We start from the raw sequence: 25728 nt of genomic DNA, 5'->3' as shown, positions 1-25728 counted from the left end.
GCCCGTCAGGAGCTCATCGAGACTTGTCAGGAGCTCGTCAGGAGTTCATCAGGCGCTCGTCAGGACGACGAGTTGCTGGGTCGCGCGGGTCATCGCAACATAGCGGTCGACGGCTCCTTCGATGCCTTCGCCGAACGTCTCCGGGTCGATGAGGACAACCAGATCGAACTCCAGCCCCTTCGACAGCTCCGGCGTCAGCGACCGCACGCGGGATGACGCCCGGAACGTGCCGACCCCCGTGTCACCAGCGCCGATGACGCAGGCGATGCCGTCGTCATGCGCAGCGAGCCAGGTGTCGAGGACCGTGTCCAGCTCCGCGAGAGAGCCGTGTACGACGGGGATGCCGTTGCTGCGGATGGAGGTCGGCACATTGGCGTCCGGCAGCGCAGCGCGGATGGCCGGCTCGGCTTCCGCCATGACCTCTTCCGGCGTGCGGTAGTTGATGCTCAGGGAGGCCACGGTGATCCGGTCGAGCCCGACCCGCGCCAGCCGTTCCTGCCACGACTCCGTGAACCCGTGCCTGGCCTGGGCGCGGTCACCGACGATGGTGAAGCTCCGGGACGGGCAGCGGAGCAGCAGCATCTGCCACTCGGCGTCGGTCAGTTCCTGAGCCTCGTCCACGATGATGTGCGCGAACGGGCCGGCGAGCAGGTCCGGTTCGGTGCCGGACAGCGCGCCCTCGTCGATCAGAGTGTCCTGCAGGTCCTGTCCGCGCAGCATCCCCACCGCGCCTTCGCTCTCGTCGATCTCGGTGTCCTGCAGGATGCCGTCGATGACATCGGCCCTGCGCGCACGTTCGGCGGCGACAGCGGCTTCGTGCCGACGCTTGCGTACGGACGCCTCCGGGTCGCCGAGCCGCTGCCGTGCCGCGTCCAGGAGCGGCAGGTCGGACACCGTCCAGGCCTGGGCGTCCGCGCGCTGGAGCTTCCGTACCTCATCGAGGCTGAGCCAGGGAGCGCATTTACGCAGGTAGGCAGGCACCGACCACAGGTCTCCGACGAGGTCGGCCGCTTCGAGTATCGGCCACGCACGGTTGAGGGTCCTGATCAGCTCCCGGTTCTGCAGCAGCGACCTCCGGAGCAGCTGGGGCGAGACCGCGCCGTCGTCCTCGTACTCCTCCGTGTGCTTGTCCATGAGGATCGTGAGCAGCTCCTCGCGGATCTGGTCGCGCGCCTCGTTGTGCGGGGTGCCGGGCTCCACGGCCGCGAACGCCGCGGCCCAGTCCTCGGCGCTCAGCCAGACGTCGGACCAGTGACTGGAGACCGTCATCCCCTCGGTGGGCGGCTCCTCGTAGATGCCGACGGCCGGCTCGATCGCCTTCACCAGGTCCGCGGACGCCTTCAGCTGGGCCACGCTCGGGTCGGTCTCGACCGCCGCTCCGGCCCCCTCGGTGACGAGGTCGCGCACGGTGCAGGTCTGCACGCCCTCCTCGCCGAGGCTCGGCAGGACATCGGCGACATAGGCCAGGTAGGGCCGGCTCGGACCGACGAACAGCACACCGCCCCGACGGTGACCGAGGCGCGGGTCGGCGTAGAGGAGGTGGGCGGCGCGGTGCAGAGCGACGACGGTCTTGCCCGTACCGGGACCACCGTCGACGACGAGGGCGCCGCGGGAGCCGGCCCGGATGACGGCGTCCTGGTCGGCCTGGATGGTGCCGAGTACGTCGCGCATCCGGTCCGACCGGTTGCTGCCCAGGCTGGCGATGAACGCGGACTGGTCGTCGAGCGCGGCGTGCCCTTCGAGCCCGTCGGCGGTGAACACCTCGTCCCAGTAGTCGCTGACCCGGCCGCGGGTCCAGCGGTACCTGCGGCGGCTCGCCAGGCCCATCGGGTTGGCGTGGGTCGCCGCGAAGAACGGCTCGGCCGCGGGGGAACGCCAGTCGAGCAGCAGCCGGCGCCCCGTGCTGTCGGTGAGGCCGAGGCGTCCGATGTACACGGGCTCGGGGCTGTCCGCACGGACGATGTGCCCCAGGCACAGGTCAAGACCGAAGCGACGCAACGCGCGCAGGCGGGCGGCCAGCCGGTGGATCTCCGCGTCCCGGTCCATCGCCGCCCGGCCGATGCCGCCGGGCGCCTTGCGCTCGGCATCGAGGCGGTCGGACAGTTCGGCGATCGTCTGCTCAAGGCTCTCCGCGATGGCCGCGAAGTGCTGCTCGTCGCCGTCGATCAGCGTCGGGTCCGCCTTGGGGGAGAGGCGGTCGGGCAGGTCGAACGCGCTGGTGGCCAGGGGATTCATGTCATCAGCTCCGGTCCGGGGTCGCTGCCGCGACGGCCGACGGCGCGCCCGCCCGCGCCTCAGTGCCGAGCGCCCGCACCCGCAGCGCGCGTCCCCTCACCGGCCCGACGACGTCACCGCATGACTCACAAACCGACAACACCACACGCACTTCGTGAATCTCCAATTTCGGCAGGTTCTGGCCTCGGCCCGCGATTCTGCCCCACGACCGGGGCCTTGCGGCAAGCCCCCCAGTGCGCTATAAGTTGAGAGTGGCAAGGAGTGGGTATTCCTCTTTGCCTTTCTCTTTGTGACGACAGGCCCTACCTCACACTTTTCGGCCCGTCGCGGGGTCCGCAGCCGACGATGGTGGCAGCGACTGCGGGGTGCCGGCGTGGTCTGTTCCCGCCGGCGCTGCGCTACTCGCCGGTGACCCCGTCGGCGAGTTCGCGGACCACGTCGAGCTGGCCGACGTGTCGGGCGTACTCCTGCAGCACGTGGAACAGGATCCAGCTCAGCGCCGGGTGGTGGTCAGGGGGATTGAAGCCGCCACCGCTGCGTGCGGGTTCCTGCAGTTCGGCGCCCGCCACGATCTTGCGGGATCGCGCGCACTCGTCCAGGAAGAGGTCTCGGATCTCTTCTGTCGATTCCTCGGCGCCGACCTGCCATTTTCGTGTGTCCGGGTCTTCATCGCCCCAGACGGCATCCACTGATTCGGCGGCGAACCCCCAGCGGAACCATCGCCGTTCCACGAACGCGAGGTGCTTGAGCAGAGCGAGCGGGGCCCAGCCGGACGGGAGCCTGCTGGTACGCAGGTCCTCCTCGGACATGCCGTCAAGCTTGCGCAGCAGCGCGGCACGGTAGTAGTCGAGGTAAGCGAGCACCAGCTCGCGGGGGTCGGTCAAGGTGTCCGGCGGCTCTACCGCGGGCTCGGGGGAAGCGATCATGCGCCGGAGGGTAGCGCCGGGCGGGCTCTGCGGCCTACCCGGTATCGCCGAGACAGCGGGCCTCCTACGGTCCGCGATCTTCACCGGGTTGTCTCAGGCCGCCTCGGCGAGCGGGTGGCCTTGGAGCACTGATGCAGGGCGGCAGCCTTGAGGGCCACGCCCGGAATCACAGGTCGAAGTCCTGCGGGGCCAGCCCGAGTGCATGGCAGGCTTCGCGGACGACGGCCTGTTCACTTTCGATGAAGGCGCCGTCCGCGCCGCCGATGATGATGCCGATCTGGATGACGGCGCGGGCTTCGGTGGGTTTCCTCTTCGCCTTGCCGACCTCGTGCAGGACGGTGGTCTTCCCGTGGTCGAAATTGAGGGCCAGCCGGTCGAGGTTGTCTTCGAAACGGCGCTGCAGGTCGTCCGCGGCGAAGTTCTGCAGTACCTCGTTCGTGGCGATGAGTTGAGCGACCCGGACCTGCTCAGCGGGGTCGATGATGCCGTCGGCGGCAGCGACCAGGGCGCACATCGCCATGCTCGCGTCGCGGAACGCGCCGCTCCGCAATTCGTGCTTGCGCGCGACCAGTTGGGCCTGCATCGCCGAGGCGGATGCCTTGAGGCGGTCCCAGACCGCTACCCGCCCTCCCGTGGCCGGGTGATGGGTGCCCGCCTGCCGCTGCCGGGTCGACGTCCTGTCCGTGAGGCTCCGCTCGCCCGAGCCGGCCTCCTGATGGCTGTCGGCGCAGGCGTCGGTACCGTCCGGAAGGGCGGGTGGCAGGCGGCAGTGATCGAGATAGTCCTGCAGAGCGGAGAGGCGCTGGTCCAGTGTGACGTCGGCGACCCGGTAGTAGATCTGCTTCCCGTCCTTACGGGCGTCGATCAGACCGCCGCGATGGAGGAGGCGCAGATGTTCGGAGGCGGTGGAGGGGCTCAGGCCGTTGCGCTCGGCTATCTCGCCGGCGGTGAGTTCGCCGGTGCCCGAGAAATGCGTCAGCATCCGCCGCCGGGTCTCGCTTGCCAGTGCCTTGAGGAAGACCACCGTTTCCTCGTCCAACGGTGTCTCCTGCACCTGCACCTGCACCCTGCTCACGACCACCTCCGGCCAGTGCGCTGACGCCTCGATCGACAGTCGCGTAGAAGCACTCACTTTCTCACAGCGCCGAAGCCGCCTCGCTGCCGGTCCGGCCCCGGCCGGCGCCAGTGGATCGCGGCCGGTGCCTGGGGGGGGCGCCTTACTTGGTGTGCATGATCTGGATCAGGTTGCCGCAGGTGTCGTCCAAAACCGCAGTGGTGACCGGGCCCATCTCCAGCGGGTCCTGCGTAAAGCGCACCCCGAGCCCGCTCAGCCGGTTGAACTCCGCTTGTACGTCGTCCACGGCGAAAGCGGTGGCCGGGATGCCGTCCTGGACCAGCGCCGTCTTGTACGGCTGTACCGCAGGATGGCCGGAGGGCTCCAGTACCAGTTCGGTCCCGTCGGGATCTTCCGGCGAGACCACGGTCAGCCACCGGTCCTCACCCAACGGAACGTCGTGCTTCTTCACGAAGCCCAGCACGTCCGTATAGAAACGCAGGGCCTTCTCCTGGTCATCGACGAAGACGCTGGTCAGGTGGATCCTCATGGTGTGCTCTCCGGTGCGTCGGGCCTGAGCCATCGGGTCGCGATGCGCTCAAGAGGTTCGGTGTTCAGATCGTGGAACTTGTAGCGGCCCTGGCGCCGCGAAACGACCAGACCCGCGGATTCGAGTACGGCCAGGTGCTGGCTGATCGCCTGGCGGGACAGCCCCAGGCCGTGCTTGGTCACCAACCGTGCGCATATCTCGAACAGGGTCTGGCTGTCCCGTTCCACCAGCTCATCAAGGATGCGCCGACGGGTTGGGTCGGCGAGTGCCTTGAAGACATCCTCCGTCATAATCATCCACCATAGGCAAGTGGCGGCTTGCCTATCAAGTCGGGCGCTCTGACGGCGTTGCCTGATCGAAGAGAGGTGGCGTGGCGGCGGGCCACCTTGAGGTGGCGTGGTGGCGGGCGCTATCGGAGTGGGATGTCGATCCCGTACTCGTCCATGGGCCGGGGGCCGTGAATGCGCCTGTCGGCTTCGGTGATGGCGATGTCGTTGATGCTCGCCTCGCGGCGTCCCATCAAACCGCGCTCCTCGAACTCCCACAGCTCGTTTCCGTAACTGCGCCACCACTGGCCGTCGGCGTCGTGCCACTCGTACTGGAAGCGGACGGCGATCCGGTTCTCGTGGAAACTCCAGAGGCTCTTGCGCAGCGCGTAGTCCTGTTCGCGCTCCCATTTCTGCGTCAGGAAAGCGACGATTTCCTCGCGGCCGCTGACGAACGTGTCCCGGTTCCGCCACGTCGAGTCCGGCGTGTAGGCGAGTGCCACGCGTTGGGGATCGCGCGTGTTCCACGCATCCTCGGCCGCCTGGACCTTCTGCAGGGCTGTCTCCCGCGTGAATGGCGGGTAGGGCGGGCGTTCTTCCGGCACTGCGACCCCCTCGGGGTGAGACCTTCTCAGGGTGAGACCTGGCGAGAACGTGCGTTCTCCACCGGTAAGGCATAGGCTAGAGAACGATCGTTCTCAACGTCAAGGAGCCCCGGATGCCAGCCCCGATCACCGAGGAACGGAGCCGCCAGGACCGTGAGGCACTGCTCGACGCAGCGGAGAGGCTCTTCTATGAGCGAGGCATACAGGCGGTCGGAATGGATGAGGTCCGCGCAGCGTCTGGTCTGCCACTGAAGCGGATCTACCGATTGTTCGCGGCGAAGGAGGACCTCGTCGTCGCGATGCTCAAACGCCGCGACCAACGATGGAGGGGAGACCTGGCCGCCCATGTCGATCAGGTCCCGGATCCTCGCGAGCGCGTACTCGCGATCTTCGACTGGCTTGCGGAGTGGTTCGCAGAGCCGGGTTTCCGTGGCTGCGCCTGGGTCAATGCCCATGGCGAACTCGGCCCGACGTCCGAGGCGGTACTGGTCGAAGTCCGGTCGCACAAGCAGGAGTTCCACGACCAGGTTGCGGCGTGGGTCCACGCCACTGGGGTGCCGGTGGCTGAACCGGTCTTCCTGCTCGCCGAAGGAGCCATTGTGACCGCCGGCATCAGCGGCGACCCAGCCCCAGCCCGCCATGCACGCGCAGCCGTCGAGATGTTGCTCGGGACGCCTTGACGCCTGGCCACACGGTCAACGATCTGGTGGCCCACAGCAATTAGAGCCCCAGCAACACGGCGACCGTCTCCAGGTCGACCCAGAAAGTCGGTACGGCTTCTGGCTCTGGCGCACATACGAGGCACGAGTGACAGGGCTATGGCAGTGAGTCGGGCTTGCGTGGTGCGGGCAGTCGGGGGAGGAGCTCCCACAGGGGGCGGGAGCCTGCCGCCCAGGTGGCGAGTGTCTGGCGGTCGACCAGGTGCAGCCGTTGGGACTTCGCCAGCGGGGGGCACTTGGCGGTGAACCGGCCGTTGGTCACCAGGACCACCACGTCCGCGCCGTGCAGCTGCCGCGCGGTGCCGTTGAGGACGTGCAGGTCAGGGGTGCCGACGGGGGAGCCGGCCGCGCCGGCGCTGCGGTGCTTGCACTGGATGACCCACCGCCTCCCGTACGGGTCGGTTGCTTTCACATCGGCGCCGTTGTCGCCGGCCCCGCCGACCTGTACCGCATCCCGGCAGCCGTCGCGGTGCATCAGGTCCCGTATCGCGTGCTCGAACTGCCGGTGGTGCAGGGCGTCCAGTTGCGCCAGCTGATAGCGCAGCCCCTGCATCCGGATCCGCTCCCACCGTGCCTGCTGGGCCCGGTGGTGCAACCAGTAACCGCCGGCCGCCGCAACGATTACCGCGAGCAGGAGAAGCAGCCACCAGTGGAGGAGCAGCCACTGGACGACCGCGATGAGCACGGTGGCCGCTATGACCAGGCACGCGATGGTCGCCAGCTGCTGATTCTGCCGCGCCGCCTTACTGCGGCGACGCGCCGGCCGCCGCGTCACGGCTTCGCCCTGTGGACGCCGGCTCGGCCTCCACCGACCGCTGCGGTTGCGGTTGCGGCTGCGCTCGGTCACGTGGCCCCCTTGTTCGGTGTGACATTTTGTTCCGTGTGACGTCGCTCAGTACAGAACGTGCCGCGCTCACCGGCCCCGCTCACCGGCCCCGCTCAGCGCCGTACCGCCGTGCCGAGCGTGAAGCCGATGGTGGCGCCGCCGTCCGGGCGGTTGTGGGCGAAGGCTGTGCCGTTGTGGGCGGTGGCGACCTCGTGGACGATGGCGAGGCCGAGGCCGGAGCCCGGCAGGCTGCGGGCGGCGTCGGCGCGGTAGAAGCGGTCGAAGACCCGGGGGAGGTCCGCTTCGGGGACGCCGGGGCCGCGGTCGCGTACCTCGATGCGCGGGCCGGTGACGACGACCTCGACGGGGGCGGTGCCGTCCGCGTCGAACTTCGCCGCGTTCTCAAGGAGGTTGGAGATGGCCCGTTGGAGGGCTCCGGGGCGCGCTTCGGCCACGGTGTCGTCGGCCTGGACGACGATCTCCCGGCCGGTGCGGCGCCGGGCGCGTGCCGCGGCCTTTTCCGCCACCTCGCTCAGCGCGGTCTCTACCGGTTCCTCGTCGTTGCGGTGTCCGGCGGCCAGTTCGACGAGCTCGTTGACCAGGTCGGTCAGCTCGCGCGCCTCGCCCGCCATGTCCTCAACGAGCTCCTCCCTGGCCCGCGGCGGCAGTTCGGAGAGGCGGCGGAGCAGGGCGATGTTGGTACGCAGGGAGGTCAGCGGGGTGCGCAGCTCGTGCCCGGCGTCCTGGACCAGGCGCCGTTGGTCCTCCTCGGAGCGGGCGAGGCGGCCGAGCATGTCGTCGAAGGCGCGCCCGAGGCGACCCACCTCGTCGGGGCCGGCGACCGGCACGGCCATGTCGAGGCGTCCGGTCTCCGCGACCGTCTCCGCGACGCCGGTCAGGCGTACCAGGCGTCCGGTGATCCGGCGGGCCAGCCACCAGCCGGCCAGGCCCGTGGCGAGCACGACCGCCACCGTGAGCGCGGCGGTGCGCCGTTGCAGGTTGTCGAGCAGGTCCTCGGTGTCGCTGAACTGCTGGGCGACCTGCACCGCGCCGCGTCCTCCGCCGAGCGCGACGGTGGCCACGCGGTACCGGTCGTCGCCGAGCTCGGTCACGTACCGGCGGGTGGTTCCGGCCGTGTCGTGGGCGGCGGCCTCGCGGTCCTCGGCGAGGACCGGCAGCGCCGGGCTGCCGTGGTCCTCGACGCCGCCGCTGGGACCGAGCACCTGGACATCGGTGCGGATCCGCCGGGTCAGGTCGTCACGGGGCCCGTCGTGGTCGGGGTCGGAGCCGTAGTAGTCCCGCGGGGTGAGGTGCTGCTGTTCGACCTGTTGCCGCAGGTCGTGGACGACCCCCTGGAAGACGTCGTGCTCGTCCACGCGCACCATGCGGGCGGCCGCGTCATAGCTCAGGAAGCCGACGAGCACGGTCACCAGGGCCGCCATGGCCGCGAAGGAGACGGCGAACGCGGTGCGCACGCTGCGGCGCGGCGACGGCAGGCGGCGCAGCAGCGTACTCATGACGGAGCGCCTCGTCGCGCCCGAGGACATGGTCACACCTCTCTGAGGGTGTAGCCGACACCGCGTACAGTATGGATGAGCGGCGGCCGGTCCGGCAGGTCGACCTTGCGCCGGAGATAGCCGATGTACACGGCGAGGTTCTTCGAACCGGGTTCGAAGTCATAGCCCCAGATCCGCTCGTAGATCGTGGTGTGGTCCAGCACGATGCCGGCGTTGCGGGCCAGCAGCTCCAGCAGGTTGAACTCCGTACGGGTCAGATCCAGCTCCCGCTCGCCCCGCCAGGCCCGCCTCGCGTGGGCATCGAGCCGCAGGTCGGCGGCCTCGACCAGGCCGTCCTCCGTCGGTGGGGTGTCGGGGGCCGCCCGGCGCAGCAGCGCCCGCAGCCGCGCGAAGAGCTCCTCGATCTCGAACGGCTTGGCGACGTAGTCGTCCGCTCCCGCGTCCAGGCCCGCCACCCGGTCGGCCGTCTCCACCCGCGCGGTGAGCATGAGCACCGGCGTGCGGTCGCCCTCCGCGCGCAGCACCCGGCAGACCGCCAGCCCGTCGATGCCCGGCATCATCACGTCCAGAACGATCATGTCAGGGCGGTCCCGGTGCACGGCGGCCAGCGCCCCGACGCCGTCGGGCACGACGAGGACCCGGTAGCCCTCCAGCGTCAGGGCGCGTTCGAGGGAGGTACGGATCGCTCGGTCGTCCTCGGCAAGCAGCACGGTGTTCGTCACCCGGCCAGTGTGCCAAGGCCACGGCTCTGCGGTGCTGTCACAGAAGACGTCACGGGAGGCTGTCGCAGAAGACGTCACGGGAGGCTGTCACAGAAGGCGTCACGGAGGGCGTCACGGACGCTGTCACAGAAGTCCGACCGTCTTCTTACCCGGCTCTCACCCTCTCCCTGCCGACGGCTTACCTCCACCGATCATGGTGGTGGCCGAGTCGGCTGGAAGGGCACCAATGAAGATCGTTTTTCTGCTGCACAACGCCTACGGCATTGGCGGGACCATTCGCACCACCCTCAACCTCGCCGCCGCCCTGGCCGACCGGCACGAGGTGGAGATCGTCTCGATGATGCGGCACCGCGCGCACCCGCGCTTCGCCCTCGACCCGCGGGTCGGGCTCGTCCCGCTGGTGGACACCCGGGCGGACAGCGCCGACCTGCGGAATCCGCAGTACGCCGAGCCCTCGCGGGTGTTCCCCGCGACAGAGAAGCGCTACCGGCAGTACAACCGGCTCATCGACACCCGGGTCGAGGAGTACCTGCGGCACAGCGACGCCGACGTGATCTTCGGTACCCGGCCCGGCATCAACGTCTACCTGGCCCGCTTCGGCCCACGCCGCGCACTGCGCATCGGTCAGGAGCACCTCAGCCACGACGTCCACAGCAAGCGGCTGCGCGCCGACCTGGCCCGGCACTACGGCGGCCTGGACGCGCTCACCACCACGACCAGGGCGGACGCCGCCGTATACCGGGCCAGGATGCCGCTGCCGGGCGTCCGCGTGCTGGCCGTCCCCAACAGCATCCCCGAGCCGGCCGTCCGCCCGTCCGACGGCACCGCCAAGGTCGTCGCGGCGGCCGGGCGCCTCGTCCCCGGCAAGCGCTACGACCTGCTGATCGAGGCGTTCGCCCAGGTCGCGGCCAAGCACCCGGACTGGCGGCTGCGGCTGTACGGCGGCGGCGCCGAGCACGACCGGCTCGCCCGGCTCGTCGACGAGCTCGGACTGACGGGAACCGTACGGCTCATGGGCATGCACTCGCCGATCGAGGACGAGTTCGCGAAGGCGTCGATCGTCGCGGTCTCCTCCGACGCCGAGTCGTTCGGCATGACGATCGTGGAGGCGATGCGCTGCGGGGTACCGGTGGTCAGTACCGACTGCCCGCTCGGCCCCGCCGAGATCATCCGTGACGGCATCGACGGGCGGCTCGTACCGGTGGGAGACTCGGACGCGCTCGCCACCGCGTTGTGCGAACTCATCGCGGACGACGCGGAGCGCCGGCGGATGGGCGCGGTCGCCCTGGAGGCCTCCGCCCGCTTCGACCCGGTGCCGATCGCCCACCGTTACGAGCAGCTCTTCGCCGAGCTCGCGGAAACCCGCCGCGAGCGTGCCAGGGAACGCGAACGTGCCGCCGCCCGCGCGCGGCTGCGGAGCCTCGCCGGCCGTCTCCGGCTGCTGGGCGTGGCCCGTACGGCGCTGCGGGCGGCACGTCGGCTCTCCCGCCGGTCCCTCACACCGGCCACAGCGCTCGCCCCGCCCGCACCACGAGCGCCGCGGTGACCTGCATACCGCGGCAGCCGCCCCGAAAGCAGTTGCCCCGAAGGCAGTCGCCTCGAAGGCAGCCGCCCCGAAAGGGGAGGACATGACCGCGCTGACAGCCGTCCGACCGCCGCCGCACAGCCCGGCGGAGCGTCGGCCACCCCGTACCGTCCCGTGGCTCGTCCTGGTCGCCGTCGGATACGCCGCGCTCCAGCTCGCACTGGCCGTCCCGCACCTCGGCCTGGGCTGGGACGAGACCGTGTACGTCTCGCAGGTCGACCCGCGGAATCCCGCCGCCTGGTTCAGCGCTCCGCGCTCGCGCGGCATCAGCCTGCTGGCGGCGCCCCTGCTGGCGGTGTCCGGCTCCACCCTCGCCCTCCGGGTCTTCCTGGCGCTGCTGTCCGCGGCGGCGCTCTACGCGGCCTTCGCGGTCTGGCGGCCGCTGCTGGGGGCGCACCGCACCGCGCTCGCCGCCCTGCTGTTCGGCAGCTTGTGGATCACAGTGCTCTACGGCCCGCAGGCCATGCCGAACCTGTGGGTGGCGCTGGCCACCGTGGCCGCCGTCGGCTGGTTCCTGCGTGCCACCTCTCCGGTGGCCTCGCGGCGGTGCACCCTCGTCGGCCTCGCCGCCGCCGTGGCGGCCGCGACCCTCTTCCGTATGCCGGACGGCGCCTGGCTGGCCCTGTCGCTGCTGGTCGCCTGGGCAGTGGTACCGGGCTGGCGGCGACGCCCGGCGCCCGCCCTCGCCCTCGTCGCGGGAGCGGCACTCGGCAGCGCCGAATGGGTCGTCGAGGCGTACGCACGGTGGGGCGGCATCGGCGCGCGGCTGCACGTCTCCAGTGCGACCGAGGGCGGCATGGGCGCCCACTGGGCGGGTGGCTACGCCCTGCGCAGCCTCAACGGTCCGCTGCTGTGCCGCCCCTGCCATCCCGGCCCGCCACCGCACCCGGCCCTCACCCTGTGGTGGCTCGCTCTCCCGCCCCTGGCCGCGATCGCCTGCGCGGTGGCGTTGCGTACTCCCCGCCCTTCCACCACCCTCTTGCCGGTCGCCTGCGCCGCCGCCGTCAGCGTCCAATACCTCCTCCTCATCGACTACTCGGCGCCGCGCTTCCTCCTGCCCACGTACGCGCTGCTCTCCCTACCGATCGCCGCGCTCGCGGCCCGTACGATCGGAGCAATCCACCACGCCCCAGCGCGCGTTCTCGTCGCCGCCCTGCTCACCGCGCTCTTCGCCGCGCACCTGGCGGGCCAGTACGCCGTACTGCGCCACAACGCCGACGACGCCCGCATCACCGCAGCCCGCTACGGCACCGCTGCCGACCGCCTGCACGCCCTCGGCCTGCGACCCCCCTGTCTGATCACCGGCAAACACGCCCTGCCCGTCGCTTACTACGCGGGCTGCGCCTCCGCCGAGACCGTCGGCAACAACCGCTCCACGACCACGCACGCCCTCCTGCGGCGCGCCACGCACGAACCCACCGCCGCGCTCCGCCCCACAGGCCACGCACCCCCTCACTACGCCCACGGCTGGACCGCGCACCGCCTCCGCGGGACCGGCTGGACGGCCTACCTGCCGCAGCCGGGCCAGTAAGTTGGGAACAGGCGGAACGGAACTGGTCTTCCGCGCCTGCACGGGACTCCGGAGGACAGCTGATGCGCAAGAAGCCGGCGAAGCCGAAGCCGGGGGAGTCGGTGCCGGGAAAGCCGAAGCCGGGCAAGCCGGTGCCGGGCCGGATGCTGTGGCCGCTGTACGCGGCCGCGTTCACCACCGCCTTCGGCGCGCACGGCATCGCGGCCAACCTCGGCGGCTTCTCCGGGGACGCGGTGACCTCACTCATGGTCCTCGGGGGGCTGCTCGCGCTCTATGACGGCGCTGAGGTACTCCTCAAGCCGCTCTTCGGAACCCTCGCGGACCGTATCGGCGCGCGCCCCGTACTCCTCGGCGGACTGCTCGCCTTCGCGGCGGCCTCGGCGCTGTACGCGGTGGCGGACAGCCCCGGCATGCTCTGGGCGGCCCGCCTCGGGCAGGGAGCCGCCGCCTCCGCCTTCTCACCCTCGGCCTCCGCGCTGGTCGCCCGGCTCAATCCGGCCGCCAAGCACGGCCGGGCGTTCGGCAGTTACGGCTTCTACAAGTCCATCGGCTACACCCTGGGTCCGCTGCTCGGCGGCGTACTGGTCCGGGCCGGCGGGCTGCGGCTGCTGTTCACCGTACTGTCGCTGCTCGCCGCGGCCGTCGCGGTGTGGGCCGCACTCGTCGTACCCCACGTGCCGCCGCTGCCGCGCACCCGGCAGACCGTCGCCGACCTGGCCAGGCGTCTCACCGACCCGGTCTTCCTGAAGCCCACCGCGGCCCTGGCGGGCGCGACCGCGGCGCTCTCGGCCGGAGTCGGTTTCCTGCCCGTCTCCGGCGCGGCGGCCGGTCTGGGCACCGTCGCCACCGGCGCGGCGGTCTCCGCCCTTGCCGCCTGCGCGGCGATCGTCCAGCCCAGGGCCGGACGGGCGCTGGACGCCGGTCGCCTCACCGCGCGCACCGGCATCGGTATCGGCCTGCTGACCACGGCTCTGGGCCTGGCTTGCGCGATGCTGCCCGGACTGGCCGGCATGTTGCTCGCCGCGGCACTGATCGGCATCGGCACCGGCCTGATCACCCCCCTCGGCTTCGCCGCCCTGGCTACGTCCACACCTCCTGAACGCCTGGGCCAGACGATGGGTTCCGCCGAACTCGGCCGCGAACTCGGCGACGCGGGCGGCCCCCTCCTCGTCGCCACGATCGCGACATGGGCCACCCTCACCTACGGCTACGCGGCCCTCGCCCTGCTCCTGGCGGTCGGACCGATACTCCTGGCGGTGGGCCCGATGGCCGTACTCATCACCGGTCGCCGCACACCACACGCACCCGCGGACGACAGCCAAAAATGAACACCCCGACAGCTCGGCCAGCGGCCCACTCGTCACGGACCGCGCGGCGGCCGTCAGTACGCCGTGGCCGGGTTGTTGCCGTCCGGCATGCTGAATGGCCCACCCGGATTGACAGACGCGTTGGGCTGTTCCGTAGTAGAAGAAGCGCACCGCCGTCCGGGCGGCGCCGCCCGACGACAGTCGGCGACGGAGGAACCCTCATGAAGCGCATCGCCATGGCGGCCACGTGCGCAGTGGCCGCAGCCTTGCTCACCGCCGGCACCAGCGGCTGTTCCAGTGGCAAGGGCGAGAAGCCGTCCGCCACGCCTACGCACGCCACGAAGGCCAGTACGGCTGCTCCCAGTGGCACGCCAAAGGGCCCGGCCACCGTGTCGCTCGGCTCCAGCAAGTACGGCAAGATCCTCACGGACGCCAAGGGCCGCACGCTCTACCTCTTCGAGGCCGACAAGTCGAAGAAGTCGACCTGCACGGGCACCTGCGCGGCCGCGTGGCCCCCGCTGACCACCGCCGGCGAACCCCACGCCGGAAAGGGCATCAAGGCCGGGCTCCTCGGTTCGACCAAGCGCTCCGACGGCACCACCGAAGTCACCTACAACAACCACCCGCTTTACTACTACGCGGGCGACAAGAAGCCCGGTGACACCAACGGGCAGGAACTCAACCAGTTCGGCGCCGAGTGGTACGTCCTGACCGCCTCCGGCAAGAAGACCGAAGGCTGACACACCTCTCGCCCACGGCCCCTCACGGGCTCGGGGGTCTGACCGGCCACTCGGTGAACCTGCTGATCGTGGACGGACGAACCGCACAAGGGTCGCGCTGACGCCGAGTCGCAGGCCGCGTGCAGCGCGCTGCACGAGTGGTACTCGTCGACGGCGCCTACGCGTCTACAGCCCGACCGGAACGCCGTCGTGGCGATCCGGACCAGGTGGCACCCGGACGACTTTGCCGGCCGACGGCTGCAGGAGGAGGGCCGCGCCGAGGACGGCGGCCGGTGGAAGGTCGTGCACCTGCCCGCGTTCGCCGACCCCAAGTTCGGGCCCCATCCACTTGTCCGGGAGCACGGGGAGCCGCTGTCGCACCCGAAGATCCCCACCCGGGGCAAGCCGGCGCTACGGACGTGGTGGTCGGGCTTGAAGAAGACGTCCATCAACCGGGTACCGGCACGCCCTGTACCAGGGCGACCCGCAGCCCGCAGAGGGCGCGCTGGTCTCCGAGGAGCTGCTGCGCCTGCTCCTGGACACGAGCAGCAAGGTCGAGGCTCAGAAGATCGCTGTGGCGATCGACCCGTCCGGCGGTGGCCGCGACGTCGTCGGCGTCGTCGGTGGCTTCCTCGGCGACGACGGCCGCGTGTGGGTCACGCGCGAGGTATCGGCGCCGGTGTCGTCGGCCGACTGGTCCACCGCGGCCTGTCTCCTCGCGCACGAGACGGACGCGGCGATCATCTACGTCGAGTGGAACTTCGGCCGGGACATGTGCGGTCTGGCCATTCAGACCGTGTGGGAGAAGCTGCAGAACGACGGCGAGATCCCGAAGGAGAAGCTGATGCCGGCGGTTCAGCCGGTGCGGGCCAAGCAAGGCAAGCTGCTCAGGGCGGAGCCGGTCGCACAGTTGATGGTCCAGGACAAGATTCGGTTCCGGGGCGTATTCACCGACCTCGAACGCGAGTGGATCACGTGGATGCCCACCGACCCGGCCCCGCCGGGCCGGATCGACGCCTCCGCGATCCTCGCGTACGGCCTGATCCCCGAGGCGAATAAGAGTGCCATTGTGCACGCGCCGCTCGCCCAGGCCCCGCAGCCGTCCGGCCGGCCCTGAGGGAGGGGCGCAGCGTTGGTGTACGGCCGCCGTATCGGAGGGTGAGAGGTGGCGGGACGGTGCACCTCGGACAATAACCAGCGAATACGCCCGGCCGCCGCGGCCCTGGGCGCTCGAACGTTGCGTATGACTCGGCGCGTGAGGGCTCGCGGTCGTAGTCGGTGCCCTGCTGTCCCGCTGACTGTGCCTTCCAGGAGGGCTTGAGGCACTGCGAGCGCGGTGAAACCCTCGTGGGAGCAGGCGTTACTGCGCCTGGCCTACGGCGCCTTTCTGCGCCGCGCCGGCAAACGCCGTGCAGCGGTCCGACAGCTCGAAGCCGCCCGGGAGACGTTCCACCGACTTCAACCCACACCGTATGTGGATCGGTGTGAAACAGAGCTGACGGCCCGCGGCCGAGCGACTCGCAGCGCGCGGGCTGTCCAACCGCCAGATCGCCCGGGAACTCGTCCTCAGCACCAAGACCATCGAGTATGACCTCAGCAACGCCTATCCCAAGCTCGGCATCAGCTCCCGTATGGGGTTGCTCTTCCGGCTCCCACCGGAGTCATGACGCACTGCGCAGGAGCCGATCACGTGAGGCCGGCGTCCCGGGCTCGTGCCACGACGGCGGCTCGGCTGTTCACGCCGAGCTTGGTGAGGATCACGGAGACGTGGTTGCGTACGGTCTTCTCGGACAGGTACAGCTGGCGGGCGATTTCGTGGTTGCCGCAACCGGTGGCTATCAGGCGCAGTACCTCCCGTTCGCGTTCAGTGAGCTCGGGGAAGACCTGGGCGGCGTATTCCTGTTCCGCGCTCGTGAAGAAGGCGGCGATGCGGCGGGCCACGGGCCGCCCGTAGACCGCGTTGCCCGCTGCGATGGCCAACACGGCACGGATGATCTCTTGGCGGTCAGCGCCCTTGAGGAGATACCCACCGGCTCCCGCGCGCAGAGCGCCGAACAGAGCTTTGTCCTCCTCATGCATGGTGAGGATGAGCACGCCGGTACTGGCATGGCGGGCGAGTATTCGAGCCGTCGCCGCAGCCCCGTCCAAGCCTGGCATGGCCAGGTCGGTGATCACGACATCCGGAACGGTACGGTCAACAACGAGAAGCAGGTCGTCACCCGTGGCCGCTTCGCCGATGACCTCGACTTCAGGAGCCGCGGCCAGAGCCGCCGCCAGCCCGTATCGGAACATGGGGTGGTCATCGGCGATGACCACGCGCACGGCAGGGTGTTCGGTCATGTCGCCTCCAGCGGCAGAACGGCGGTGACCACGGTTCCAGGCCAGCCGGCGTCGACGGCGAACGTGCCGCCGAGCGCCGCGGCTCGTCGCCGCATGGACGTCAGACCGACGCCCGGAAGCGCGTCACCTACTCCGGTGCCGTCGTCCGCGACGGTGATGTGCAACGAAGCTCGGTCCCCGGCCTCGGGATCGGCGGATACCGCGAGCGTGACGACAGCACTGTGGGCGTGCGCGTGGCGGACGCAGTTGGTCAGGGCTTCTGTCACGATGTGGTAGGCGGCGGCCTCCACATCCCGTGGCAGGTCGGGAAGTTCCTCCGCGAGGACTTTGACGGGCAGGGCTGGTTCTATTGTCCCGGCCTGGCGGTGGATGGCGGCGACGAGCCCCACCGCGTCCAGCACCGCCGGTCGGAGACCGTCGATTATGCGGCGGATCTCCTGCACTGCGGCGTCCACTTCGGCGCGGATACGGAGCAGCAACACCTGGCACCGGGAGTCGTCCTTGCTGTTGAGGAGGTCGGTGACCGCCTGCAGCCCGAGGCCGACGCCGGACAATGAGGGGCCGAGTCCGTCATGCAAGTCGTGACGGAGTCGCACGCGTTCGCTGCGAACGGCTACGTACACGCGGTCCCGCTCGTGTTTGAGAGCCTCCGTCAGGCTCAAGGCCAGTACGAGTACGGCTATTTGGGAGGAGAGCGCCTGGAGTAGCTGTCTAGCCGAGCGAGTGTAGTACCTACGCGCGTACGGGGGATCCAGGCGCAAGGTGCCGACGTCCCGCCCGCCGACGCGCAGAGGGAGAGCCTGCCCGGTCGCGGGGCTCCCCACGGCGCTCAGCAACCGCCCGTCAGGCGCCAGGACGGCGACTCCCGACGAGCGTACCGACTGCATGATGGCGACGAGCGCGGCCGGCAAGAGGTCGGTCTCTTCTGCTGCTGCGACACGTCTGCCCAAATGTGTCATGGCACGCAGAGGATCTCTGTGTGCGCCGTACACGAAGCGCTCGACAGCCCGTTGCAGCCGGTCCCGAGCCGGCGCGAAGAGCATGGTGACCAGAGTGGCGCACACGACACCGGGCAGCGGCCGCCGGTCGAAAGCGGCGCCCACCAGGGCGCTGATGGCCATGTACACAAGGATGATGGCGGCAGTCAGCAAACCGTAGACCAGACCGCGACGCAGCAGGATCTCGACGGCGGACATCCGGTAGCGCAGCATCCCGATGGCCACCGCGACCGGCAAGAAACAAGATAACGCGGCGAGTACGAGCGCCGCTTCCTCGCTCAGCCGCCCCACTGTGATGGTGCTGGCGAGGGAGGTCGGTGCGGCCGCACTCACCAAGAGGGCCAGTCGCTGACGGTGCGGCGGCTGCGCGCGCATCAGGCGCAGCAGCGTTGCCGCCCAAATAGTGACCATGGATACGGCCACCAGAGGCAGGCACACGGCCATCAACAGGACGGTGATGGTCGGCCCGGGCAGGCGGACCGGCGGTTCGAGCCCCGGAAAGAAATATCGGTAGGTGCTCGGATCGAAGGCGGCGGTGACCGTCAGCAGGGCCGTCCCCATCAGCGCCCCGGCAACCGGCCATCGCCACCAGCGTGCCGGCAGCCGGCCGTCGGGATACACGGCCAGCAGCACCGACTGCGGTATCAGCCAGCCAGGAACGAACAGCCCGCAGGTGAGGAAGGCGGATGCAGAGGCGCCGGGCCAGGGCGGATCGGCCACGATCGCTCCGTAGCCACCATATGCTGCGGGCCCGAGGACCAAGGCAGCGTTGCTGCCGAGCACGATCCACCCCACGACATTGTGCGGGCGGAGGGTGGCGAGGACGGCACCCGTCACAGCCCACAGCAGGGCCGCGGTGCCCACTACCGCCACATACCGTGTGCTCGTGGCGGGCCCGACCGCGCCGGCTCCGGGCAGGGTACTCACCCAGAGCGCGAAACCCACCGCAGCAGCGCTCAACAGCGCCGCCGTCCATGCCACAGCACGGGCCGTCATCTCTTCAGTTTGCCGTTCTTCCGCTCCCTGGAGCCATACACAATGTCCCGGGCGCTTCGGGAAAAGTGCCCGACCGGTACAGGACTTCGGTTCTGAAGGGGTTCATGGAAACCAGGACTCGAACGGCGGCAAGGGAGGCGCACGCAGGGCCGCCGAAGAATCTGTTGCACGAATCAGAGCGCCAGCCGTGATCGCGCATCTTCAACTACCGAACCCGCGCATGGGATAGGCATCGCGCCGTGCTCACTGCCGTACTGAGAGCACATCGATCCCGAATGAATCCGTCAGACCCAGGCGCGCCGGGCGCTCGCTGCTGAGGCACGGCGCCAGTTTGTGAACCGGTGCCGGCTTCTGCCATTGGCGGCCGGGCGCCGAGGCCATCTCATCGGGCAGCTCGGCGCCCCGCCGTAATCCCAGACTGGTGCGCCTGGTCGGCGGGCACATGGGGCAAGGGTCCTGACCGTCGCAGGCACTTCTCCCGGAGCCACGTCAGCCCTTGCAGGCAGGTACCGAACAAGCGGGCGGTAGCCAGAATTTGAGCACCCGCTCAGGGCCCCGCTCTTCCGGGCAATGTCCCTCGTCACTCGGGACCTCCGCCTCATGCGGACGGGTAGCTGGGCGATGGACAGTGGCTTCGCACAACAGGCCGCCCACCAGGACCGCACACACGGCGGCGCGGGGGGAAGCGCAAGCCCTGCGGCCCTGGTGCAGCGGCCCCCGGCCGAGATCGAAGGAGGGAGGTGCACGATGCGCAACTCAACGTACGAGATCCCGACGCTGGTGAAGGTTGGTTCCTTCACCAAGCTGACACGAGGCCAGTACCACTGCTGCCACAGGGACTCCTGCCACGGCGGCTACCGCAAGGACAGCCACTGAGCTCGATAGGAACGCAATGACCCATATCTCTGGGTCGGTGCACGGCGAGGTGTGGTTCGTGGCCCTACCCGACCACGACGCCACCCTCGCCGTGTCCAAATCACCGACCATGTCCGACACCCGGCGAGTCGACTACGCTTCCGGCCGACCCTGGCTTCTGGGCCAGTGGAACGACGAAGCCGTCACCCTCGCCGACACTGGCTCCGTGCGGGTCGCGCTGGTCGGCCGCTGTTCCGTGACCAGCGCGGAGCTGACCGAGGCCATCCGGCCCCTGCACAGCGTGCGCGCCCTGGATCGGCTGCTGCCCCGACTGTCGGGGTCCTGCCATCTCGTGGCGGCTGATGCGAGCGGGTTACGAGTCCAAGGAACGATCACCGGTATCCGGCGCGTCTTCCATGCGCGGGCCGGGGAGGTCGATCTTGCCGCCAGCCGCGCCGACGTTCTCGCCCGTCTGGTGGGAACGGGGATCGACGAGCGCCAGCTGGCGACCCGACTGCTGGTCCCCGACGGCCCGTACCCGCTGCAAGGCCAGTCCCTGTGGACCGGCGTCGATGCCGTGCCGGAGGACGCCTACGTGCACATCAGCGGCGCCCGGCCCGGCACGGTAGTGCCATGGTGGCAGCCGCCCACCCCCGACCTCTCCCTCGCGAAGGGAGCCCTGCGGCTACGCGAAGCCCTCGATGCGGCAGTCACCGCCGCAACACGCGGTGGCGGGAGGCTGAGCTGCGATCTGTCCGGGGGGATGGACTCCACCTCCCTCTGCTTCCTGGCGGCACGCCGGGCGGACCACCTCACCGCCTTCACCTTCTCCACTACCGATCCCACCGATGACGACCCGTACTCGGTGAAAACGGCACTGGCGGCCCTGCCCGAGGTGGAGTGGATCTCCGTCTCCGACGACGAAGCCCCGATGCCGTTCGACGGTGTCAGCGCACCCGGTACGGCAATGGACGAGCCGTTCCTGGGGCTGGAGGACCGCAGCGCCAATCTGGAGGTCGCGCGGCGTCTCTCGGGGCGCTCGCGGATGCACCTGACCGGCCACGGTGGCGACGAGGTATTCGAGTGCCCGCCGAACTATCTGCACGATCTCGCCCGCACCCGTCCTCGCCTGGCCTGGAACCATCTGCGAGGCCACCGATACGCCTACCGCTGGCCGCTGCGCAGCGCGCTGACCGCGCTGGCGGATCGCCAGAACTACGCCCAATGGCTCACCGCCACGATGTCCCGCCTCACCCAACCGCAACCACAGCCCAGCGCGACCGAGGACCTGGCCTGGGGCCTGTCGTCCCGCCTGCCTCCGTGGGCCACCCCACGGGCCGCTGATGCGGTCCGTTCACTTGCCGCCGAGTCCGACGGTGAACCGCTCGCGGACCGCCGCGGAGAGCACGAGACGCTGGAAGGCATCCGCCGCAGCGGCCGGGACGCCCGGCTGCTGGCCTGGCTGATGGCGGACAACGGCCTGCCGATGACCGCACCCCTGCTGGACGACCGTGTGGTCGAGGCATGCCTGGCCGTACGGCCGTATGAGCGCACCACACCCTGGCGTTTCAAACCGCTCATCACCGAGGCGATGCGGGGCATCGTCCCTCACGAGATCCTGCGGCGTACGACCAAGGGCGGCAGCGGCGCGGACGAGCTGGAGTACAAGGGCCTGCGCACACACCGCGCGGAGCTGCTCACGCTCACCCACGACTCCCGGCTGGCCGCCCGGGGACTCATCGACCCCACGCTGTTGCGCCGCATGTGCGCCAGTGGTTTCCTGCCCGGCCTTCCGCCTGCGGCCTTGGCACGCACCATCGCCTGCGAGGCATGGCTGCGCGATGTGGAGGCCGCCGCCAACCGACCGTCAACACACTCAGAAGGGCCGACATGACCACTCGGCTGTCCCCGCATGTATCCATGACGAAGAACGACGACGGAGTCGTGCTGCTCGATGAACGCCGCGGTGACTACTGGCAACTCAACGGCACTGGCGCCGCGGTCCTCGATACGCTGCTGGAGGGCGGCACCACGGCAGACGCGGTCCGCCTGCTCTCCGCGCACCACCGCGTCCCGGCCGATCAAGCGGGTGCCGACGTGAGGCAGCTGATCGCCTCGCTGCGCGACGCACACCTCGTGGAGGTGGAGAAGCCATGAGCGAACCGGACCGGCTCGTGTCCGCTGCCCCCGCCACGACGGTGCGCCCCGCCGCCCCGCAGCACGACCGGAGCGCCATGGCGCTTCACCACAAGGTGGCGGCACGCGCGGCGGTGGGTGCGGCACGCTTACTGGCACGGCAGTCGCCCGCACGTATGCGTGCTGTCCTCATGGTGTTGCGCCACGGTGCCGCTCCCGCCACATACCAACAGGCCGGCCGCGCCAGGCGGGACGTGGTGGCAGTGAGCCGAGTGTGCGCGGGGGAGGGGTGCGTGCCCCGTTCACTCGCCACCGCTCTGCTGTGCCGGGCCCGGGGCGTATGGCCCACGTGGTGCGCCGGGACACGGACCTATCCCTTCAGCGCACACGCTTGGGTCGAAGCCCAGGACCGGCTCGTGGACGAGCCGCCCGGCACCGATCGCTACCGCGTCATCATGCGCGTCGCAGCACACCGTCCCGACCGAGCTGCGTCGCCGACGAACGCGGAGGCGAGCAATGCCCGGTCTTGACAATGGGCACCCGCACGAGGAGGTGGGCACACGTGGGCCGAACGCCGACAGCGGGCTCGCAACGCAGCGCAGCGCTGTTGATCTTGTGCCCCTCCGGACACTTCTCGCCACCGCGCGCGGCCACGGCAGGGTCATCCTTCTCGCCCTGGTGCTCGCGCTGGCCGCCTCCGCGTTCACCTTGGCTCAGCCGGTGCTGGCGATGCGTACCGTCGACGCCACCCGCACCGGCGACGGCCTCGGCCCGCTCATAGCGCTGCTTGCCCTCGTATTCCTGGCGCAGGCAATCACTGAGGCCGTCGCGCACTACCTGCTGCAGCGCGCCGGCGAAGGCATCGTCCTGGGGTTGCGGACCGGACTCGTTTCTCGTCTGCTGCGGTTGCGGATGCGGACGTACGACAACCACCGGGTCGCCGACCTGATCTCCCGCGTCAACGCCGACACCACCTTGTTGCGCGACGTGGTCGCCTACGGATCGGTGGACGTGCTGTCCGGGATGCTCATCGTGACCGGGACGACGATCATGATGCTCTGGCTCGACCCCGTCCTCTTCGCTTGCGTCTGCGCCGTGGTTGCCGTCGCGGCCGGTGTCACCGCACTGGTGCTCAGGGGAGTCCGGACTGCCACCGAACAGGCGCAGGACAGCATCGGCAGCATGGCGGCCGACCTCGACCGGGCCATGTCCGCCATCCGCACCGTCAAAATCAACCACGCCGAGGCCCGCGAAACCCGGCGCATCACCGAACAGGCGCGCGCAGCCTGGTGCGCGGGGGTGCGCGTCGCCAAACTCGATTCCGTGGTGAGTCCCGCGATCGGACTCGCCGCCAACGGCTCCTACATCCTTGTCCTGGTCGTGGGCGGTGTGCGGGTCGCCCACGGCACGCTCTCGCTTTCGCAGCTCGTGGCGTTCCTCCTGTATCTCACCTATCTCGCCTTACCGTTGACCGACCTCTTCGGGGCCGCGAGCCTGATGCAAAGGGGCCGTGGCGCGCTCAAACGCATCGAAGACACGGCCCGTCTGCCTGTCGAGGACGGTCCGGAACCGGCCGTTCGCCATGCCCTTCCCCGCCCCAACGGTGCTGTAAGGGCGCAGGTGTTGGATGGGGCGAGCGGGTCCGTATTGGAGCTGCACGACGTTCACTTCGCGTACCGTGACCGCCCGGTCCTGCAGGGCGTCTCTCTCACCGTGCCGCACAACTCCCGCACGGCCCTCGTCGGTCCGTCCGGAGCCGGGAAGTCGACCATCTTCGCCCTCATCGCCCGCTTCTACGACCCCGACCGGGGCACGATCTTCCTGGACGGGCAGGACACCAACAGCACCCTCACCCGAGCCGGCTGTCGCGCCCGCATCGGCCTGGTCGAACAGGACGCCCCTGTCCTCCACGGCACTTTGCGCGACAACCTCAGTTACGGCGTCCCGCAGGCCACCGACGCCGAACTACTTCGCGTCATCGAAATGACCAACCTGGACGAGCTGGTCCGCAGGCTGCCGGCCGGTCTCGATACCCCGGTCGGCGACCGAGGAGCGCTCCTGTCCGGCGGTGAACGCCAGCGCGTGGCCATCGCCCGCGCGCTGCTGCCCCGGCCTTCCCTGCTGCTTTTGGACGAACCCACCTCACACATGGACTCCGTGAACGAAGCCGCACTGGCCGAGACCATCGAGCAGGTAGCCGCCGACGCGGCCCTGCTCATCATCGCCCACCGCATCTCCACGGTCAGCTCTGCGGACCGTATCGTCGTCCTCGACGCCGGACACGTCCGTGCCATAGGCACCCACCAGGAGCTCCTCCGTACCAGCGACCTCTACCACCGGCTGGCCCAGGGACAGCTCTTCGATGCCTAGGAGATCCGACCTGGGCTGCTTGTACGGGTGGCGCCCCAGGCACGGGGGCGGTCCCACCGAGAGACAGGGACTGCGGGGCCGCCGTTCCTGGCCGTACGCAACGGCACCGCCCCCGGTTTTTGCCTGCGGCCTGCTTGCCCGGTGAGATCTCGACGACATGACTGCCTGGGCGGCCGACCACGGACACGAGGCCTTGGAAGCGGCCGCTGGCTCACGGGTAATTGCCCGGGTAGCGGGCGGAGTGGAGCGGCTTGGCTGAGTCGCAGTGTGGCCGGTGATCGACTGCCCAGGGATTGCCCATCTCGGCCAGGAGCCGACGCAGTTCGCCAGTCGTACACGGTACGTCAACACGGGCTGCTTGCCGTATTCGTCGTAAGTCGACCCCACATATGTGGGTCATCGGGTGGGAGCTGGGAACACGGGGGCGCTGGTTCAAATCCTGTCGTCGCAGCGATGTTGACCATCGGGTTTCCGGCAACGCCCGACCTGCTGGCGTCATTTGCCGCCAGGCGATGGCAGGCGGTCCGTCTGCCCGGTCCCTTGCCATCCGAGCTCTACCTGGTGGCGCTATGCCAGCGGTTCGCGTGGTTCCACCGCAGCAGGCGCACCGCGACGGGCTAACTGCGTGTTTCGCTCTGGGGGGTGTGTTTGCTTTGCTCCCATGGTTAGGTGTCGCGCCAGTTGAGGGTGGTTGCGCCAGTGAGGCGGTGGGTCATGAGGTCGATCATCGTGAGGTAGGTCACGGCTTCGGAGCGGTGTGGGTGGGTCTCGTAGTCGCGGGCGAGACGGCGATGGTGCATGGGCCGGCCGAAGGTGCGCTCGATGGTCCATCTGCGGTTGGATGACCGTGAATCCGCGGATGCCGGAGGGCCGCTGGGTGGGGTGGACGTCGATGACAAGGCGGGTGCTGTGGTTGATGGCGGTGATGCGGTACAGCAGATGGGTGCCGGCGGCGGTGTCAGAGACGCTGGCGGCGGTGACGAGCACGTTCAGCAGTAGGCCGAGGATGTCTGTTCCGAGGCGGCGCTTGCGCCCGATGATGCGCTTGCCTACATCGGTGTCCTGGTCGCGGCGAGGCACGTTGGCGGAGGTCTTGACGCCTCTGGGAGCCTAGGAGACAGGCCGACGGTTCGCCGCTGCGGCCGTCGGTCTCGGGGACCAGGCGTCGCAGCAGGCCGGTGAGCTGCTCGAACACCCCGTCTTGTTGCCAGTGGGCGAAGTAGGCGTAGGCCGTCTGCCAGGGCGGGGAGTCGTGAGGCAGGTACCGCCAGGGGATGCCGGTGCGTTCCACGTAGAGGACGGCGTTCAGTAGGGCGCGCAGGTCGCGTTCGGGCGGCGGCCGATGGCCAGCCTGCGGCGGCGGCGCTTGGCCCACCAGGCGGTCAGGACGGGCTCGATCAGCGCTCAGCGGGCCAAGGCCCGCAGGTTGGCCGGTTTGGGGGCCAGACAGGACGAGCCGGACCGGAAGCGA

The 25728-nt window shown here is 69.8% G+C and carries 23 protein-coding genes and 2 pseudogenes; 12 read left to right on the top strand and 13 right to left on the bottom strand.

The features are described from left to right. Nucleotides 1–48: 48 nt before the first annotated feature. The 7 genes and pseudogenes from helR to ACZ4MH_RS01785 form a co-directional block, all read right to left on the bottom strand. Nucleotides 49–2235, bottom strand: a complete 2187-nt coding sequence (gene helR, locus ACZ4MH_RS01815) for an RNA polymerase recycling motor ATPase HelR (RefSeq protein ID WP_351587254.1) — start codon at nucleotides 2233–2235, stop codon at nucleotides 49–51. 398 nt (nucleotides 2236–2633) lie between these two features. After that, nucleotides 2634–3161 carry a DinB family protein gene (locus ACZ4MH_RS01810; protein ID WP_351587252.1) on the bottom strand — a complete coding sequence of 176 codons (528 nt, stop codon included), beginning with the start codon at nucleotides 3159–3161 and terminating at the stop codon, nucleotides 2634–2636. 166 nt (nucleotides 3162–3327) lie between these two features. Next, the gene (locus tag ACZ4MH_RS01805; protein ID WP_351587305.1) at nucleotides 3328–3744 is read right to left on the bottom strand and encodes a tellurite resistance TerB family protein; all 417 of its coding nucleotides are present in this window, start codon (nucleotides 3742–3744) and stop codon (nucleotides 3328–3330) included. 231 nt (nucleotides 3745–3975) lie between these two features. After that, nucleotides 3976–4185: pseudogene (locus ACZ4MH_RS01800) on the bottom strand (ArsR/SmtB family transcription factor); the annotation flags it as partial. Nucleotides 4186–4378: 193 nt separating this feature from the next. After that, nucleotides 4379–4765 carry a VOC family protein gene (locus ACZ4MH_RS01795; RefSeq protein ID WP_351587250.1) on the bottom strand — a complete coding sequence of 129 codons (387 nt, stop codon included), beginning with the start codon at nucleotides 4763–4765 and terminating at the stop codon, nucleotides 4379–4381. After that, on the bottom strand, nucleotides 4762–5055 hold the full coding sequence (locus ACZ4MH_RS01790) for an ArsR/SmtB family transcription factor (RefSeq protein WP_351587248.1): 294 nt from the start codon (nucleotides 5053–5055) through the stop codon (nucleotides 4762–4764). Before ACZ4MH_RS01790 ends, ACZ4MH_RS01795 begins: the two co-directional genes overlap by 4 nt. A gap of 119 nt (nucleotides 5056–5174) precedes the next feature. Beyond that, entirely contained in the window at nucleotides 5175–5636 is a 462-nt protein-coding gene (locus tag ACZ4MH_RS01785) for a nuclear transport factor 2 family protein (RefSeq protein WP_351587246.1), read from the bottom strand. 113 nt (nucleotides 5637–5749) lie between these two features. On the opposite strand from ACZ4MH_RS01785, the gene ACZ4MH_RS01780 reads away from it, so the two are divergent. Next, nucleotides 5750–6316, top strand: a complete 567-nt coding sequence (locus tag ACZ4MH_RS01780) for a TetR/AcrR family transcriptional regulator (protein ID WP_351587244.1) — start codon at nucleotides 5750–5752, stop codon at nucleotides 6314–6316. A gap of 136 nt (nucleotides 6317–6452) precedes the next feature. Here the strand turns inward: ACZ4MH_RS01780 and ACZ4MH_RS01775 are convergent, their stop codons facing one another. The 3 genes from ACZ4MH_RS01775 to ACZ4MH_RS01765 form a co-directional block, all read right to left on the bottom strand. Next, nucleotides 6453–7130: a restriction endonuclease gene (locus tag ACZ4MH_RS01775; protein ID WP_467753756.1), complete on the bottom strand. Its 678-nt coding sequence runs from the start codon at nucleotides 7128–7130 to the stop codon at nucleotides 6453–6455. 164 nt (nucleotides 7131–7294) lie between these two features. Further along, entirely contained in the window at nucleotides 7295–8698 is a 1404-nt protein-coding gene (locus ACZ4MH_RS01770) for a sensor histidine kinase (RefSeq protein ID WP_351587242.1), read from the bottom strand. A gap of 32 nt (nucleotides 8699–8730) precedes the next feature. Further along, on the bottom strand, nucleotides 8731–9420 hold the full coding sequence (locus ACZ4MH_RS01765) for a response regulator transcription factor (RefSeq protein ID WP_351587240.1): 690 nt from the start codon (nucleotides 9418–9420) through the stop codon (nucleotides 8731–8733). A 226-nt stretch (nucleotides 9421–9646) separates the two neighbouring features. Between ACZ4MH_RS01765 and ACZ4MH_RS01760 the strand changes: the two genes are divergently transcribed. From ACZ4MH_RS01760 to ACZ4MH_RS01735, 6 genes are all read left to right on the top strand, one after another. Further along, a complete protein-coding gene (locus tag ACZ4MH_RS01760) occupies nucleotides 9647–10966 on the top strand; it encodes a glycosyltransferase family 4 protein (RefSeq protein WP_351587238.1) in 1320 nt (439 codons plus the stop codon). Nucleotides 10967–11048: 82 nt separating this feature from the next. After that, the gene (locus tag ACZ4MH_RS01755) at nucleotides 11049–12536 is read left to right on the top strand and encodes a hypothetical protein (protein WP_351587236.1); all 1488 of its coding nucleotides are present in this window, start codon (nucleotides 11049–11051) and stop codon (nucleotides 12534–12536) included. Between the two features lie 143 nt (nucleotides 12537–12679). Continuing rightward, nucleotides 12680–13864, top strand: a complete 1185-nt coding sequence (locus tag ACZ4MH_RS01750; RefSeq protein ID WP_351587301.1) for an MFS transporter — start codon at nucleotides 12680–12682, stop codon at nucleotides 13862–13864. A gap of 200 nt (nucleotides 13865–14064) precedes the next feature. Next, nucleotides 14065–14583 (top strand): COG4315 family predicted lipoprotein, encoded by a 519-nt coding sequence (locus tag ACZ4MH_RS01745; RefSeq protein ID WP_351587234.1) that lies wholly within the window; start codon nucleotides 14065–14067, stop codon nucleotides 14581–14583. Nucleotides 14584–15136: 553 nt separating this feature from the next. Beyond that, nucleotides 15137–15679, top strand: a complete 543-nt coding sequence (locus ACZ4MH_RS01740; protein WP_351587232.1) for a hypothetical protein — start codon at nucleotides 15137–15139, stop codon at nucleotides 15677–15679. 415 nt (nucleotides 15680–16094) lie between these two features. Beyond that, entirely contained in the window at nucleotides 16095–16229 is a 135-nt protein-coding gene (locus tag ACZ4MH_RS01735; RefSeq protein WP_351587299.1) for a LuxR C-terminal-related transcriptional regulator, read from the top strand. 19 nt (nucleotides 16230–16248) lie between these two features. Here the strand turns inward: ACZ4MH_RS01735 and ACZ4MH_RS01730 are convergent, their stop codons facing one another. Continuing rightward, complete coding sequence (locus tag ACZ4MH_RS01730) at nucleotides 16249–16902, bottom strand: response regulator transcription factor (protein WP_351587230.1); 654 nt, start codon at nucleotides 16900–16902, stop codon at nucleotides 16249–16251. After that, entirely contained in the window at nucleotides 16899–18896 is a 1998-nt protein-coding gene (locus ACZ4MH_RS01725) for a histidine kinase (protein ID WP_351587228.1), read from the bottom strand. Before ACZ4MH_RS01725 ends, ACZ4MH_RS01730 begins: the two co-directional genes overlap by 4 nt. Nucleotides 18897–19643: 747 nt before the next feature. Here ACZ4MH_RS01725 and ACZ4MH_RS01720 point away from each other — a divergent pair. From ACZ4MH_RS01720 to ACZ4MH_RS01700, 5 genes are read left to right on the top strand one after another with little or no spacing between them, the layout of a single operon-like run. Continuing rightward, nucleotides 19644–19772: a lasso RiPP family leader peptide-containing protein gene (locus ACZ4MH_RS01720; RefSeq protein ID WP_351587226.1), complete on the top strand. Its 129-nt coding sequence runs from the start codon at nucleotides 19644–19646 to the stop codon at nucleotides 19770–19772. A 16-nt stretch (nucleotides 19773–19788) separates the two neighbouring features. Beyond that, nucleotides 19789–21645 (top strand): asparagine synthase-related protein, encoded by a 1857-nt coding sequence (locus ACZ4MH_RS01715; RefSeq protein ID WP_351587224.1) that lies wholly within the window; start codon nucleotides 19789–19791, stop codon nucleotides 21643–21645. 26 nt (nucleotides 21646–21671) lie between these two features. Beyond that, nucleotides 21672–21908: a lasso peptide biosynthesis PqqD family chaperone gene (locus ACZ4MH_RS01710; RefSeq protein ID WP_351587223.1), complete on the top strand. Its 237-nt coding sequence runs from the start codon at nucleotides 21672–21674 to the stop codon at nucleotides 21906–21908. Continuing rightward, nucleotides 21905–22417 carry a lasso peptide biosynthesis B2 protein gene (locus ACZ4MH_RS01705; RefSeq protein ID WP_351587222.1) on the top strand — a complete coding sequence of 171 codons (513 nt, stop codon included), beginning with the start codon at nucleotides 21905–21907 and terminating at the stop codon, nucleotides 22415–22417. Before ACZ4MH_RS01710 ends, ACZ4MH_RS01705 begins: the two co-directional genes overlap by 4 nt. After that, complete coding sequence (locus ACZ4MH_RS01700; protein WP_351587220.1) at nucleotides 22404–24257, top strand: ABC transporter ATP-binding protein; 1854 nt, start codon at nucleotides 22404–22406, stop codon at nucleotides 24255–24257. Before ACZ4MH_RS01705 ends, ACZ4MH_RS01700 begins: the two co-directional genes overlap by 14 nt. 665 nt (nucleotides 24258–24922) lie before the next feature. On the opposite strand, the pseudogene ACZ4MH_RS01695 reads toward ACZ4MH_RS01700, so the two are convergent. Beyond that, nucleotides 24923–25658: pseudogene (locus ACZ4MH_RS01695) on the bottom strand (transposase). Nucleotides 25659–25728 lie beyond the last annotated feature (70 nt).

It is taken from the genome of Streptomyces sp. NPDC026301 (assembly GCF_055567935.1).
Note: the sequence above shows the minus strand (reverse complement) of the source record. Positions and strands in the feature narration are given on the sequence as shown.

What these genes read in the sequence shown, in the direction of transcription:
- ACZ4MH_RS01750 (WP_351587301.1), top strand. Translation starts at nt 12,680, where the DNA reads ATGCTGTGGCCGCTGTACGCGGCCGCGTTCACCACCGCCTTCGGCGCG.
- ACZ4MH_RS01715 (WP_351587224.1), top strand. Translation starts at nt 19,789, where the DNA reads ATGACCCATATCTCTGGGTCGGTGCACGGCGAGGTGTGGTTCGTGGCC.
- ACZ4MH_RS01770 (WP_351587242.1), bottom strand. Translation starts at nt 8,698, where the DNA reads ATGAGTACGCTGCTGCGCCGCCTGCCGTCGCCGCGCCGCAGCGTGCGC.
- ACZ4MH_RS01720 (WP_351587226.1), top strand. Translation starts at nt 19,644, where the DNA reads ATGCGCAACTCAACGTACGAGATCCCGACGCTGGTGAAGGTTGGTTCC.
- helR (WP_351587254.1), bottom strand. Translation starts at nt 2,235, where the DNA reads ATGAATCCCCTGGCCACCAGCGCGTTCGACCTGCCCGACCGCCTCTCC.
- ACZ4MH_RS01755 (WP_351587236.1), top strand. Translation starts at nt 11,049, where the DNA reads ATGACCGCGCTGACAGCCGTCCGACCGCCGCCGCACAGCCCGGCGGAG.
- ACZ4MH_RS01795 (WP_351587250.1), bottom strand. Translation starts at nt 4,765, where the DNA reads ATGAGGATCCACCTGACCAGCGTCTTCGTCGATGACCAGGAGAAGGCC.
- ACZ4MH_RS01760 (WP_351587238.1), top strand. Translation starts at nt 9,647, where the DNA reads ATGAAGATCGTTTTTCTGCTGCACAACGCCTACGGCATTGGCGGGACC.
- ACZ4MH_RS01745 (WP_351587234.1), top strand. Translation starts at nt 14,065, where the DNA reads ATGAAGCGCATCGCCATGGCGGCCACGTGCGCAGTGGCCGCAGCCTTG.
- ACZ4MH_RS01710 (WP_351587223.1), top strand. Translation starts at nt 21,672, where the DNA reads ATGACGAAGAACGACGACGGAGTCGTGCTGCTCGATGAACGCCGCGGT.
- ACZ4MH_RS01705 (WP_351587222.1), top strand. Translation starts at nt 21,905, where the DNA reads ATGAGCGAACCGGACCGGCTCGTGTCCGCTGCCCCCGCCACGACGGTG.
- ACZ4MH_RS01810 (WP_351587252.1), bottom strand. Translation starts at nt 3,161, where the DNA reads ATGATCGCTTCCCCCGAGCCCGCGGTAGAGCCGCCGGACACCTTGACC.
- ACZ4MH_RS01805 (WP_351587305.1), bottom strand. Translation starts at nt 3,744, where the DNA reads ATGCAGGCCCAACTGGTCGCGCGCAAGCACGAATTGCGGAGCGGCGCG.
- ACZ4MH_RS01730 (WP_351587230.1), bottom strand. Translation starts at nt 16,902, where the DNA reads ATGACCGAACACCCTGCCGTGCGCGTGGTCATCGCCGATGACCACCCC.
- ACZ4MH_RS01725 (WP_351587228.1), bottom strand. Translation starts at nt 18,896, where the DNA reads ATGACGGCCCGTGCTGTGGCATGGACGGCGGCGCTGTTGAGCGCTGCT.
- ACZ4MH_RS01700 (WP_351587220.1), top strand. Translation starts at nt 22,404, where the DNA reads ATGCCCGGTCTTGACAATGGGCACCCGCACGAGGAGGTGGGCACACGT.
- ACZ4MH_RS01780 (WP_351587244.1), top strand. Translation starts at nt 5,750, where the DNA reads ATGCCAGCCCCGATCACCGAGGAACGGAGCCGCCAGGACCGTGAGGCA.
- ACZ4MH_RS01790 (WP_351587248.1), bottom strand. Translation starts at nt 5,055, where the DNA reads ATGACGGAGGATGTCTTCAAGGCACTCGCCGACCCAACCCGTCGGCGC.